Raw genomic sequence first — 12,877 nt, forward strand, 5'->3', positions numbered from 1 at the left:
CAGCACGGACGCCGGCGACCCTAGGCCGCCCTTTCTGGCAGCGGCATCAGTTGCACCGGAGTATTTGGCTGACGCATCTGCAAGCTACCCAGGCTTTGCTGGTGCACCACGGCAATCAAAGGATAACCACCGGTCACCGGGTGATCTGGTCCTAATACGATGGGCAGCCCCGATGGCGGCAGCTGGATGCCTCCGCGCACCATCGGCTGAGACTCGCTCTGAGCGCACCCATCAACACGCAAGGGCTCACCACATAGCCGGGTGCCACTGCGATCGCCGGCGGCATCAATGCTCCACACCTGTTCCAATAACCCGCACCAAGCCTCATCTCCGCACAGCGCTCGATCGGGCCCCGGCCGAATCCAGACCGGATCATCCGCTCGCGGCAATTTGATACGCCCTTGGTCTGCAGCCGGCAGCTCAGCGGGCTCGCCCAGCGGTATGGCATCTCCATGGGCCAATGCTCGCCCCTGCCAGCCACCCAGGCCCGCCACCAACAAGGTGCCGCGCCCTCCGAGTACCGGCTCCACGTTCAGCCCACCAGCCACACACAGATAAGAGACTCTCTGGCCTGGTGTGACACGCACCGTCATGGGCTCCGCCGTAGCCACCTGCACCTGACCATCCACAGCGTAACCCCAGCCAGGCGGTAGGCTAAGTTGCAGCTGACCAAAAAACTCTATCCCCGCCGCCTCCGGCGGATTGCCCAGAACCACATTGGCAGCCATCAGCAGCTCAGGCACCAAAGCACCGCCCCAAGGCACGCCCATGTGCATGGCGCCAGGCCGGCCTAAATCCTGCACCCAGGCCGGGCCCAACACCTGGTCCAGACACACCTCAGGCACTGGGCAAAACCTCAAACCGAATGCGGTCCCCAGTCTGCAGTAAGGCACCATGGGCACCGAACAAGTGCACATCCAGCACCCGCCCCAGCAAATGCCAACCACCGGGCGAGTCCCAGGGATAAATAGCCGTATAAGGCCCGCCCAAGGCCAAGCTGCCAGCGGGAATACGCGGACGGGGATTGCTCCGCCGGGGCAGACTGAGGGCGGCGTCATCGCCGCGCAAATAAGCAAAACCGGGCATAAAGCCCAGCATGGCCACCTGATAAAGACTATGACTGTGGCGCTGGATGAACTCCTCCACTCCCAGGTCCAAAGCCCGCGCGACGGCTTGCAAGTCTGGCCCGTCATAACACACGCGCAAACTATGCTCGCGGGCTGTCGATGCCGCCTGCGTGCTGGCATGAGCTATCCGCTCTTGAAGCCGGGCCGGAGGATGCTGAGGGTCGAAATACACCGCTACGGCGTGCTCAGTTTCCAGCACATCCCACACGGCAGGGTCATCACGTAATACGCGGCTCAAAGCACCGGGCGCATGCGATTCTGGGCGCGGCCCACGCCAGGCTCCATCGCCGAGCCAAACCCAGCCCTCAGGCAGCATGATCCAGCCACTGCCGCACCTGCAGCGCCCGCTGCGCCGCTCCGGCATGATCACCGTGCACGCACACCGACCCTACGGTCGACTCAGTTGCAAATTGCTCAAGCTGATCTTGAATGTGCTCCCAGTCTTCCAGCACAGCACCGGGCTGGTCGCGAGGAATTAATTGCCAACGGCCATCGGCATCGCGCTGGCGACCTCGGTCCGCAAAGGCCTCTTGAACAAAGGCGCAGCCATGGGCCCGCACACGGCGCTCCCAATGGTGCCCGGCTGGTCCCAGCACCCGCAGATCTGAGCGCAGGTAGGGAGTGAGAGCTTGGAGAACCGCCTCCGCCAACGCTGGCTCGCGATCGACTTGATGGTAGAGCGCCCCATGCAGCTTCAGATGGCGGAGTGTTTGCCCTTGCTCAGCCGCTAGATCCGCCAAACGAGTGACTTGCTCCAGCACCTGCTCGGCCACCTGTGCCGGAGGCAGTGGGAGCACCCGCCGGCCAAAACTTTCGCGGTCAGCGTAACCAGGATGCCAGCCCGGCTGCGCGCCATTGTGATGGCAGTGGTCCAGGGCCCGCTGCATGGACTCTTTGTCACCAGCATGCCCGCCACAGGCAATATTGGCCCAATGAGCCGCCTGATAGAGCTCTGGGTCTTCACCAGCCAGCTCACCCAAATCGATATTGAGCGCAATCCGGGGTCGGAATGTGTTCATGCGCTCTATTGTGCCGCGCCAACCGCCACCATGCGAATGGCAGCAGGATAGATGGTGCAGCCATCCCATAAAAAAACCGGCTCAGGCAAAACCTGAACCGGTTCAATATGGTGCCGACGATGAGACTCGAACTCATACGGCTTTCGCCACTACCCCCTCAAGATAGCGTGTCTACCAATTCCACCACGTCGGCGTAGAACAAGCCCAGGGCTCGTTCCAAGAACAGTTTACTCCGGTGCGCCCTCACTTGGGGCCACTGGCTGAGCGGCTGGCTCATCTTCAGCGGTTTCCGGCGCCACCGACTGCTGAGCTGGAGCTGCGAGGCTATCAACCACCGAGGTGGTTCCGGCCTGTCCGCGCGCCACGATGACCGCCAGCACCAAGCTCACTACAAAAAAGAACGCAGCCAGAATACCCGTGCTGCGGCTCAGAAAGTTGGCTGACCCGCGTGAACCAAAGACCGTACCGGATGCACCGCTGCCAAAGGCAGCTCCTGCATCGGCGCCTTTGCCATGCTGCATCAAAACCAGCGCAATAATTCCGATGGCCAATACCACCTGGATGGCCACAAGTGCCGTATACATGTTTAATCTCAGCTCGAAATGGAGGCGGCCGCCGCCTGGGCAATGGCCAGAAAGCTCTCCGCCTTGAGGGCTGCGCCGCCGATCAAACCACCATCGATATCTGCTTGGGCAAATAGCTCTGTGGCCGTGTCGGGTTTGACGCTGCCGCCGTAAAGAATCCGCAAAGAGCCGGCTATTGTAGCGTCAGCTTCAGCTAACAGGCAACGTAGGTGAGCATGCACCTGCTGCGCATCGCTGGCAGCTGCCGATCGACCGGTCCCTATTGCCCATACAGGCTCATACGCAACAACCGCTTGCGCAAAGGCAGCAATGCCCACGCTATCGACCACGGCCTGGAGTTGGCGACCAACGACATCCAGGGATTCACCAGCCTCGCGCTGTTCCAGGGTTTCCCCTACGCACAGAATGGGCCGCAGACCCGCATCGAGTGCAGCAGCAAATTTCTGCGCCACCAAAGCATCGGTCTCAGCGTGATCAGCGCGGCGCTCGCTGTGCCCGACAATGACGTATCTACACCCTACATCGGCCAACATTCGGCCATGCACCTCACCCGTATGAGCGCCATCCTCGGTCGCCGCAGCAAGGTTTTGCGCACCTAGCTCAACCGTGCTGTCAGCCAAAACATCAGCCACGGTGGACAGGTGCACCAACGGCGGGCAAATCACCACCTCTACCTCTGGCCAGCTGTGGCGACGGGCAATATCTCCTGCCAGCACGCGCGCAGTTGCGCGATTCCCGTGCATTTTCCAGTTGCCCGCCACTAGCGGACGACGTTCATTGGCCTGCATCGTTAAAGCTCCTTGATGAGGAAATGTGTCACGACCTTTAGTTCAGTACCAACTGCAGCGCCTCGGCAACCGCCTCTGCTTGAGCCTGGGCTAATTCCTGCTGGGCAGCTTCGGTCATCACGCGAATCAGAGGTTCAGTTCCAGATGGTCGCAGCAGCAGCCGTCCCTGGCCCTCCAAGGCGGTATTGGCCGCCTCCACAGCCTGCCGCACCCGCGGCGCTGCCATCACCTCAGCGGGTGGGTGCCCTTCGCAGCGCACGTTAATCAAAACCTGGGGCAGACACTCCAAGCCCTGACACAAATCGGCCAGCGGACGCTGCGCAAGCTGCATTTCTGTGAGCACTTGCAGCGCAGTTACCATGCCATCTCCTGTTCGGCAGCGATCGCGCACCAGCACATGCCCGGAGGGCTCTCCCCCCAGCTGGGCCTCATGGGCAAGCATCTGCTCAAATACGTAGCGATCACCGACCTTCGCCCGCAACAAAGGAATACCCAGACCGCTCAGGGCCTGCTCTAGGCCGTAGTTGGACATTAAGGTTCCCACTACAGGCCCCTGCAACTCATCGCGCTGTTGCCGCGCCCGCGCCAGAATGAAAAGAATGGCGTCGCCATCGACGAGGCGCCCCTGCGCATCGACCATCAAGCAGCGGTCGGCATCTCCATCCAGTGCAATCCCCACATCGGCTTGCTGTTCAACCACAGCCCGTTGCAAAGCCTGCGGATGTGTGGAGCCCACATTGTGGTTGATATTGGTGCCATCAGGCTGCGTGCCAAGCGTGACTAATTTCGCCCCTAACTCCTGCAAGATCAGCGGCGCCACCTGGTAAGCCGCTCCATTGGCGCAATCGAGCACCACCTTTAAACCGCTTAGCGAGTCGGCCTTGAAGGTGGACTTACAAAACTCAACATAACGCCCCGCCGCATCATCAATGCGCCGCGCCTTACCAAACTCGGCCGCATCAGCACATTGCAAATCGGCGGCAAGCAGTGCCTCGATATGCTGTTCCCGCGCATCGGCCAGCTTGTAGCCATCGGCGCCAAAAATCTTGATGCCATTGTCGCCAAAAGGATTATGCGAAGCGCTCACAACAATCCCAGCCTGGGCGCGGAAGGTGGTGGTGAGTAAGGACACGGCTGGCGTAGGAATGGGACCCAGCAATAAGCTGCGTGCGCCTGCGGCGGAGAGCCCGGCCTCCAGCGCTGACTCCAGCATATAACCCGACAGGCGCGTGTCTTTACCAATGACCACTTGGGCTTGGCCATACTCCTGGCGAAGCACCGTCCCTAGCGCCCAACCCAGGCGCAGAACGAAATCTGGCGTCATCGGCGCCATACCCACTCGACCGCGGATGCCATCGGTTCCAAACCAACGCCGTGAATCCCCCATAACCGTCTCCTTACTTATTCCCATGCAGTGGGATCTGGCGCGTTTAAGGCCTGCCAGAGCTTAAGACCCTGCCGCGTTTGCAGTACATCATGCACCCGCAGGTACTCCGCACCTTGGTTGGCGGCCCAGACTGCGGTTTGTACCGAAGGCAATATCCGTGCGTCGGTGGAATCAAGGCCCAATAAATCACGGAACATCGATTTGCGCGACACCCCAATGAGCAGGGGCGCTGCCAACTCGGCACGCAGCCGCGCAGTGGCTCGCAGTAGCTGCAAATTATGTTGCAGGGTTTTGCCAAACCCGATGCCCGGATCGCAGATGATCTGCGACTCCGGGATACCCACCCGCAGACAGGCCTCCTTGCGTTCGCGCAAGAAGTCCAGCACTTCACTGACGACGTCTGCATAGTGTGGCGACTGCTGCATGGTGGCCGCATCACCCTGGCGGTGCATGAGCACGACCGCCACTGGAGCACCGGCGCAGGCCTCCAGGGCGCCAGGCGCCTGCAGGGCATTGACGTCATTCACCATGGACGCGCCGGCAGCAATAGCTGCGGACATGACCGCCGGCTTTTGCGTGTCAATCGACCAAGGACGCTTTGCGGCCTGCAGCTCCGTGAACACTTCGCGCAGGCGGCGCAATTCTTCCTGTTCGGAAACCGCGGGCGCGCCAGGGCGCGTGGATTCAGCGCCCACATCGACCCAATCGGCACCCTGCTCCCATAACTCCCGCGCGCGCGCACGCGCCAGCGTGGGCTGCAGGTAGCAACCGCCGTCGGAAAAAGAATCTGGTGTGACGTTGAGCACACCGAGGAGCTGAACCGGCTTCATAACCCCTCCACCGGTTCCAAGCGCATCTGCGACAGCTCCTGAATGGCTCAGGCGGAGCTTTGCTCGGCTGGCACCTTGGCTTCTTCCACCATCTTCTGCAGCTCACCGGAGCCATGCAATTCGATGACGATGTCACAGCCACCAATCAGTTCGCCGCTGATGTAAACCTGCGGGAACGTCGGCCAATTCGCGTACTGGGGCAGAGTCCGGTGGATCTCCGGGTCCTCAAAGATATTGACGTAGGCAAACTCACGCCCGCAGGAGGCCAGCGCCTGTGAAGCGCGCGCGGAAAAACCGCACTGCGGAAATTCCGGGTTGCCTTTCATGAAAATGACAACAGCGTTGTCGTTGATGATCTTTTTGATGCGTTCCATTGCGTCCATAGGACAGCCTCCAGCGTGTACGGGGAGAGACCCCATCTGTGCGGGGGCGGCAGTATACACCGCACCCCAGCGCAACACAGTATCCGTATACTGATGCACCCAACTTTGCGAACCCATGGAGAGTGTCATGGCATTGGAATTACCTGCCCTTCCGTATCCGCGCAACGCGCTGGAACCCCATATGTCGGAAGAAACCCTGGACTTCCACTACGGCAAACACCACGCCACCTATGTCGATAAGGCCAATGGCTTGATCGCCGGCACCGACAACGAGAACAAAAGCCTGGAAGAACTGGTGAAATCCAGCTCCGGCGGCCTGTTCAACAACGTGGCCCAAATCTGGAACCACACCTTCTTCTGGAACTGCCTCACCCCCGGCGGCAGCAGCCCCAGCGCTGAACTCACAGCGAAAATTGAAGCCGCCTTTGGCTCGATGGATGCTTTCAAAGAAAAGTTCACCGCAACGGCCGTTAATACCTTTGGCTCTGGCTGGGCTTGGCTAGTGAAAAACACGGCTGGCGAGCTGGAGCTGGTCTCCACCTCTAACGCCGGCTGCCCGCTCACGGATGGTCACACGCCGCTGCTGACCTGCGATGTATGGGAACACGCCTATTACATCGACCACCGCAACGCCCGACCCAAGTACTTAGATGCTTTCTGGGCTCTTGTGAACTGGGACTTTGTAGAGCAAAATCTGAACGCTTGACTCTAAACAGATAAGCGTCGAGGCCACCTGCGGGTGGCCTTTTTCGTTGGCCATTATGCAGCTACAACATTACCTCGATATCACCGACCTCAGCGCAGACTTAACGCGGGAAGTTCTACGCCGCGCGGCCGTACTCAAGCGTGCGCCACTGCGCCCAGAGCTACTCGCCGGGCGAAGCTTGGCGATGATTTTCGAAAAGAGTTCTACCCGTACGCGGGTATCTTTTGAGGTGGGTATGACCCAACTCGGCGGCCATGCCCTCTTTTTGAGCTCGCGCGATACCCAGCTTGGGCGCGGCGAGCCAGTGGCCGACACAGCGCGCGTGCTCTCGCGCATGGTCGACGCCGTCATGATCCGCAACGACTCGCACACAGCCCAGCAAAGCTTCGCGGAGCACAGCGACGTTCCGGTGATCAACGGCTTGTCTGAACAATCGCACCCCTGCCAAATTCTGGCCGACTTACAAACCTTTGCTGAGCATCGCGGCGATATTCGCGGCCGCAAAGTGGCCTGGATTGGGGATGCCAACAATGTTTGCGCCTCTTGGGCGCATGCCGCAGAGTTGCTGGACTTTGAGCTGGTGGTTTGCAGCCCTTCTGGATACGACTTGGAGGCCGCAAGCTGGTCGGTCAACAGCCCCCAGGTGCGCGCCGAAACCCAGCCAGCCATCGCGGCCAGTGGCGCGGCGCTGGTGGTAACCGATGTCTGGGCCTCCATGGGCCAGGAAGAAGAGCAGCGCCAGCGGATGGCGGCATTTGCCGACTATCAGGTCAACACCGCGCTGATGGCGCAAGCGGACCCGGAGGCCTTATTCATGCATTGCCTACCTGCGCACCGCGGCGAAGAAGTCAGCGCAGCCGTCATTGATGGCGCGCAAAGCGTGGTTTGGGACGAGGCTGAGAACCGCCTGCATGCGCAAAAAGCCTTGTTGACCCTACTCCTGGGAATTCCAAATTCGGAGTTTGCTTAAATATGCCCATCGAAGTGCCGCAAAGGCATGTCGAAGCCAATGTCCGTGCGGCCTTGCGTGAGGATATTGGCCCTGGTGATGTGTCCGCCGCGTTGATACCGGCCACGCAAATGGTGCAAGCCGAAGTGCTCTGCCGCGATGCTTGTGTGATCTGCGGGCAACCTTGGTTCGACAATGTCTTCGCCCAGCTCGATCCCAATGTGACCGTGGAATGGACTTGTGCCGAAGGCGCGAAGGTACCGGCGCAAACGGTGATTTGCCGTATCTCCGGCCCTGCCCAAGCCATCTTGGCCGGGGAGCGCACCGCGCTCAACTTCCTGCAAATGATTAGTGCGGTGGCGACCCGCACGCGGCGCTTCGTAGAGCGGGTCAAAGGCACACGCGCGCGCATTTTGGATACCCGCAAAACCCTCCCTGGCCTGCGTGTTGCCCAGAAGTATGCGGTTGCCGTCGGCGGCGGGCAGCCCCACCGGCTTGGCCTCTTCGACGCGGTCATGCTCAAGGAAAACCATATTGCTGCCATGGGCAGTATTGCGGCCGCTGCCACAGCGGCGCGGGCTCAGTCTCCAGATTTGCCGCTGATTATCGAAACCGAAACTCTGCAACAGGTGGAGGCCGCGCTAGAGGCGCAGGCTGATGTGATTCTGCTGGATAATTTCGGCACCCATCTGTTGGCGCGCGCGGTTGCCATGTGCACAGAGTTCAAACGCTACAACCGCGGCAACTCGGCCTTGGAAGCCTCGGGTGGTATTAGCCTAGAGAATGTCCGCGAGATTGCCGATACCGGCGTGGACCGCATTTCCATCGGCAGCTTGACCAAATCTGTGCAAGCCATCGATTTGTCCCTGCGGGTTCGCGACATGCAAGCCTAAGCCTGTTGAGGGAGCATTCCTACAAGCCTTAGGTTACTTAGGAGCAGATTAAGGCCACAGAGCGGACGGCTCTACATAAGGCTGCAATACCGTGGCGTCATCGAAATGCTGACGACCCAAAAAAGCAGTAGCGTGCCGCCCCCAGTCACGCATCGCCCCCGCGTTACGGACCCCGCTAGGCCATAACCACCAGCGCTCACCCCGTTCGCTGCCCGCGATCACACCGCGTTCGTTCATGCGTGGTTGCAGCTGCGCGCGCGCCACATTCCACGACTTCAGGTGCAACGAAGCCGGGGTGGCATCCATAGGCTGCTGGCGAGATTGCACATCGACCAGCATATGGTCGCCGCTGCGTAAGACCAGTCGCAGCTTCGCACTGTCGACCCGTGGTGCTGGCTGCAAGCGCGCCTCCTGCCAGGCCGACAAACGTGGCACATGCGGGCGATGACGAACGGGAAAAACCAAGTGATAACAACCGCAGGCATGAATACTGTCATGCACCACAGGCCAACCATCTGGGCCGAAGGTGGTGCGCCAGATCACACCATCCAGACGTCCCGCGTAGGGATCCCAAGCCGATTGGGCTGGGCGCTCTGAGAACCATAGCACCCAGGATAACTGCGGCAGTAGCCGGCCGTGGAGCAAGGTGTAGTCCAATCGCCAGTACACCTCCGGCTGCTGGATATCTACCCCTAAGGGCTGAGCCTGAGGACGTCCGGGACGATTATGTTCGGCGGCGGCGGGGAGCACCCAGCTCGGCGCAAATGCCGTTGCCAGGGCCTGGCCAAGAGATGCTGGCAGCTGCGCAGCCCCTAGATGATCTTGGGGCAGCTGACGCAGCGCGGCCGCAGCCTGAACAGCGGAGTGCCGCACTGCTGACACCGTATATTCCTGCCAAGCCTGCTCGGGCAGTGCGGCCCACTGATCTAAGAACTCGGCCTGATAACCGCTAATGCCTGCTGCTAAAAACGGAGCAGCGACGGGGTATGCCCCCAGGGCGCGCTGCCAGGCAGAGTACTCGCTGGGAACCTGCGCAGCACGAATCAAGGCCTGCACACGCGCAGCATCGGGCTCCTCGCTGCCCGTAGGCCAAAGCCCTTGCAGATGCTGCTCGGTACAAGCATCGCCGGATGCTGCACCGAACTGCGAGCCGCCGGCATGCAAAGCCACATCGCGCATGCGCCGCAGCAGGTCTCGCCATTGCGCACGCGACCAGCCTTCGCTGTGCGCGGCGAGCTGCGCCCATACACGCTGGGTAGCAAGACCAGCAAAGCCAGCAACCAGCCGCGCATCACCACGCTCCTCCAGCGGAGCACAACTCGCCGGCTCGGGCAATGGAGGCCGACTGGCACAACCCAGGGTTAAGCCCACACACAGCCATAACAAGCCAGCGCGCAACATGGAGAGCACCCCTATTGCGTGCGGCGACCAACCGGCTCACAAAGACAATGCGCCATGGTGCCGCGCTGGCCGGGCTGCAACACGGGCAGAGCCAGCTGTGGCGACAAAGCAGCCAGCCACGGCAGTTCGATGGACTCCATCAGCTGCGCTGCCAACCAACCCGAGGTGAGCTGTTTCAACCATTGAAAGCGGGGGTCAGGCAGGGGCGCAAACACCTCAGCAGGTGCATTCTCAGGCAAGCCTGCTAACTCGCGTAAGCGTTCCAAGGCCGCATCCTTGTCGCCCAGCAGGTCGACCAAGCCATTATCCAAAGCCTGCCGCCCGGTCCACACTTGACCTGAGGCAATCTCTTCGACTTGCGCCTCGGTCATGTCGCGCGCCTGCGCTACGGATTGAATAAACAGTCGATAATCGTGCCCTACCACCAAATCCAGAGTGGCCCTGGCGTTATCTGCCAGTGGCCGCAGAGGACTCAGCGCACCGGCCCATTGGGTCGTACCCACGCCGTCTGCATGGAGGCCCAATTTATCGCCAGCTTGGGCAAAGGTGGGCACCAAGCCAAACACGCCAATAGAGCCGGTAATTGTGGACGGCGCGGCGACGATTTGGTCCGCATTCATGCTCACCCAATACCCACCGGAGGCGGCCGTACTGGCCATTGAAGCCACCACAGGCCGGCCACTGGCCTGGAAGTCGAGCAAGGCCTGGCGAATCTGTTCACTCGCATTCACGCTTCCCCCGGGCGAGTCCACGCGCAGTAGCAAACCAGCCACATCCGAGTCCCGCCGCGCATCATGAATAAGATCGCGCACTAAGTCGCCGCCGGCGAGGCCGGTGCCTCCATCGCCATCGACAATTTCACCCTGGACATGGACCACAGCCAGGTACTTTTGCGATTGCTCAGCGGCTTGCATGGAGCTGCGGCCAGAGGTGGCGCGGCGATAATCTTCCGACCATATTTGCCGGAAGCTACCGTGATCGGGATCTTCACCAACGATGGCCTTAGCCGCATCACGTACCGCAGATAACGACTCGGCAGCCGTGACCAGCCCCGCCTGCACGGCGGCCGCGGCTAGATCACCCTCGGTAGCCTCCAAGCGTTGCACGAAATCATCGGCATAATCTTGCAGCTGCTGCGGGTCTAATCCACGCTGCTGAGCCACCTGTTCCCGCCAGCCGGCCCACAGACTATCCAGCCAACGCTGAGCATTGCGCCGCGCCGCTGGCGACATACCATTGCGCTGATAGGGCTCCACAGCCGATTTGTACTCCCCACGGCGGAACACATGCACGTCCACCCCCAAGGACTCCAAAGCATCTGCAAAGTACACCCGGTCTACCTCAAAGCCCGGTAAAAACACCGCCCCCATGGGGTCGATGGCAATGCGATCCGCCTGAGCCGCCAAAAAATACTGCGCTTGACCCAATGCCGCGCCATAGGCATGCACCGGCTTCCCGCTGGCACGAAAGCTTTGTATGGCGCTGGCAATGGCCTCGAGCTGCGCCTGACCGGCAGCAAAGCCCTCATCCAACTTCAAAAACAGCATTGCAATACGCGGGTCTTGCGCAGCCTGCAAGATGGGTTCGATGATGTGCTCCACGGGCATGATCGCCGGCGGCTCTCCCAGCGCCTCCTCCAGAAGCTGTTCTCGGGGGTCGGTATCGTCGTATTCCACCAACATGCCGCTGGGAGCAACGACCAGGGCGACATTGTCATCCACTGTCGGGCTTGGCGGACCTTGCCAAAGCATCACCAAGACTCCTACGAAAACGAGTAGGAAGACAACGCTGAGAAGTTTGCGTAGCAAATCGGCCGTACCGCTTAGCACGCGCCAGAGGAATCGAAATGGAGCCAACACTGTGAAGCCTTAGGCGGGGATTGTGGGCTGAGTCTAAGCCATCGCTTTAATCATAGTTATTCTCAATGGAGGGGCTAGAAGAACTTTGCTTGATCAATCTCGTGATGACCCCAACAATAGCGGCTCTCGTCGTTGAAGCGACGCGTCATGCATTTTTTTCTAGGAGAGACTTATGAGCGTACTTGTTGGCCGTAATGCCCCCGATTTCACCGCCGCAGCTGTGATGCCGGATGGTTCCATCGTCGAAGACTTCAAACTGAGTGATCTGCGCGGCAAGTACACCGTGCTGTTCTTCTGGCCTTTGGACTTCACCTTCGTGTGCCCATCGGAAATCATCGCGCACGACAAGCGCGTTGCTGCATTTGAAGAGCGTGGCGTGCAGGTGGTTGGGGTCTCCATCGACTCACAATTCACGCACTTTGCCTGGCGCAACACCCCGGTCGACAAAGGCGGCATCGGCGAAGTGAAGTTCCCGATGGTGGCCGACGTCAACCACGACATCGTGGCCAAATACGGCATCGCGCACCCGGAAGCTGGCGTAGCTATGCGCGCATCCTTCCTGATTGACAAGGACGGCGTTGTGCAGCACCAAGTGGTGAACAACTTGCCACTGGGCCGCGAAGTCGACGAAATGCTGCGCTTGGTAGATGCCCTGCAATTCACCGAAGAGCACGGCGAAGTCTGCCCAGCCGGCTGGCAAAAAGGCGATGCCGGCATGAAGCCCACCAGCGAAGGTGTGGCCGAATACCTGTCGTCTAACGCCGACAAGCTCTAAGAAGCCCAGATATCACTTGCCCGCCTGCGCAGCAGTGTTGGCGAGTGGGCCTGGCATCGTGCCAGCACGAACTTAAGACGGCCCGCCGCTATCGGCGGCGGGCTTCTCTTGGCTTCGCAATGACGGTCGCCCCAAAGCGACCACCCCATTTTTAGATTGCCCTCCAGCGGATAAAC

14 protein-coding genes and 1 tRNA gene are annotated in these 12,877 nt (G+C 60.5%); 4 read left to right on the plus strand and 11 right to left on the minus strand.

All coding sequences use genetic code 11. From position 1 onward, the window contains the following. Positions 1–20: 20 nt before the first annotated feature. The 9 genes from KI787_03035 to grxD all read right to left on the minus strand — a co-directional run bounded on the left by KI787_03035 (position 21) and on the right by grxD (position 6,118). Positions 21–845, minus strand: coding sequence for a biotin-dependent carboxyltransferase family protein (locus KI787_03035; protein MBV6628906.1), 825 nt, complete (start codon positions 843–845; stop codon positions 21–23). After that, positions 838–1,443: an allophanate hydrolase subunit 1 gene (locus KI787_03040; GenBank protein MBV6628907.1), complete on the minus strand. Its 606-nt coding sequence runs from the start codon at positions 1,441–1,443 to the stop codon at positions 838–840. Before KI787_03040 ends, KI787_03035 begins: the two co-directional genes overlap by 8 nt. Then, a complete protein-coding gene (locus KI787_03045) occupies positions 1,433–2,146 on the minus strand; it encodes a LamB/YcsF family protein (GenBank protein ID MBV6628908.1) in 714 nt (237 codons plus the stop codon). The genes KI787_03040 and KI787_03045 overlap by 11 nt, the downstream gene beginning before the upstream one ends. Positions 2,147–2,254: 108 nt before the next feature. Beyond that, a tRNA-Leu gene (locus KI787_03050) sits at positions 2,255–2,339 on the minus strand. 34 nt (positions 2,340–2,373) lie between these two features. Continuing rightward, entirely contained in the window at positions 2,374–2,730 is a 357-nt protein-coding gene (gene secG, locus KI787_03055) for a preprotein translocase subunit SecG (protein ID MBV6628909.1), read from the minus strand. An 8-nt stretch (positions 2,731–2,738) separates the two neighbouring features. Then, complete coding sequence (gene tpiA, locus KI787_03060) at positions 2,739–3,518, minus strand: triose-phosphate isomerase (protein MBV6628910.1); 780 nt, start codon at positions 3,516–3,518, stop codon at positions 2,739–2,741. A 37-nt stretch (positions 3,519–3,555) separates the two neighbouring features. After that, a complete protein-coding gene (gene glmM, locus KI787_03065; GenBank protein MBV6628911.1) occupies positions 3,556–4,905 on the minus strand; it encodes a phosphoglucosamine mutase in 1,350 nt (449 codons plus the stop codon). Positions 4,906–4,919: 14 nt separating this feature from the next. Next, positions 4,920–5,735 (minus strand): dihydropteroate synthase, encoded by an 816-nt coding sequence (gene folP / locus KI787_03070; protein ID MBV6628912.1) that lies wholly within the window; start codon positions 5,733–5,735, stop codon positions 4,920–4,922. Between the two features lie 47 nt (positions 5,736–5,782). Next, on the minus strand, positions 5,783–6,118 hold the full coding sequence (grxD, locus tag KI787_03075) for a Grx4 family monothiol glutaredoxin (protein ID MBV6628913.1): 336 nt from the start codon (positions 6,116–6,118) through the stop codon (positions 5,783–5,785). A gap of 127 nt (positions 6,119–6,245) precedes the next feature. On the opposite strand from grxD, the gene KI787_03080 reads away from it, so the two are divergent. The 3 genes from KI787_03080 to nadC are packed head-to-tail and all read left to right on the plus strand — an operon-like array spanning position 6,246 to position 8,666. Beyond that, complete coding sequence (locus KI787_03080) at positions 6,246–6,824, plus strand: superoxide dismutase (protein MBV6628914.1); 579 nt, start codon at positions 6,246–6,248, stop codon at positions 6,822–6,824. A 55-nt stretch (positions 6,825–6,879) separates the two neighbouring features. Further along, positions 6,880–7,794 (plus strand): ornithine carbamoyltransferase, encoded by a 915-nt coding sequence (argF, locus tag KI787_03085; GenBank protein ID MBV6628915.1) that lies wholly within the window; start codon positions 6,880–6,882, stop codon positions 7,792–7,794. 2 nt (positions 7,795–7,796) lie between these two features. After that, positions 7,797–8,666 carry a carboxylating nicotinate-nucleotide diphosphorylase gene (gene nadC, locus KI787_03090; protein MBV6628916.1) on the plus strand — a complete coding sequence of 290 codons (870 nt, stop codon included), beginning with the start codon at positions 7,797–7,799 and terminating at the stop codon, positions 8,664–8,666. A 48-nt stretch (positions 8,667–8,714) separates the two neighbouring features. Here nadC and KI787_03095 read toward each other — a convergent pair whose 3' ends face one another. Then, entirely contained in the window at positions 8,715–10,067 is a 1,353-nt protein-coding gene (locus tag KI787_03095; protein ID MBV6628917.1) for a hypothetical protein, read from the minus strand. Between the two features lie 11 nt (positions 10,068–10,078). Beyond that, positions 10,079–11,926, minus strand: a complete 1,848-nt coding sequence (gene sppA / locus KI787_03100; protein ID MBV6628918.1) for a signal peptide peptidase SppA — start codon at positions 11,924–11,926, stop codon at positions 10,079–10,081. Positions 11,927–12,098: 172 nt separating this feature from the next. Here sppA and KI787_03105 point away from each other — a divergent pair, with 172 nt between their 5' ends. Then, a complete protein-coding gene (locus KI787_03105; protein ID MBV6628919.1) occupies positions 12,099–12,701 on the plus strand; it encodes a peroxiredoxin in 603 nt (200 codons plus the stop codon). Positions 12,702–12,877: the final 176 nt, after the last annotated feature.

The organism is Oceanococcus sp. HetDA_MAG_MS8, from assembly GCA_019192445.1.
In the GTDB taxonomy this organism is placed as follows: Bacteria; Pseudomonadota; Gammaproteobacteria; order Nevskiales; family Oceanococcaceae; genus MS8.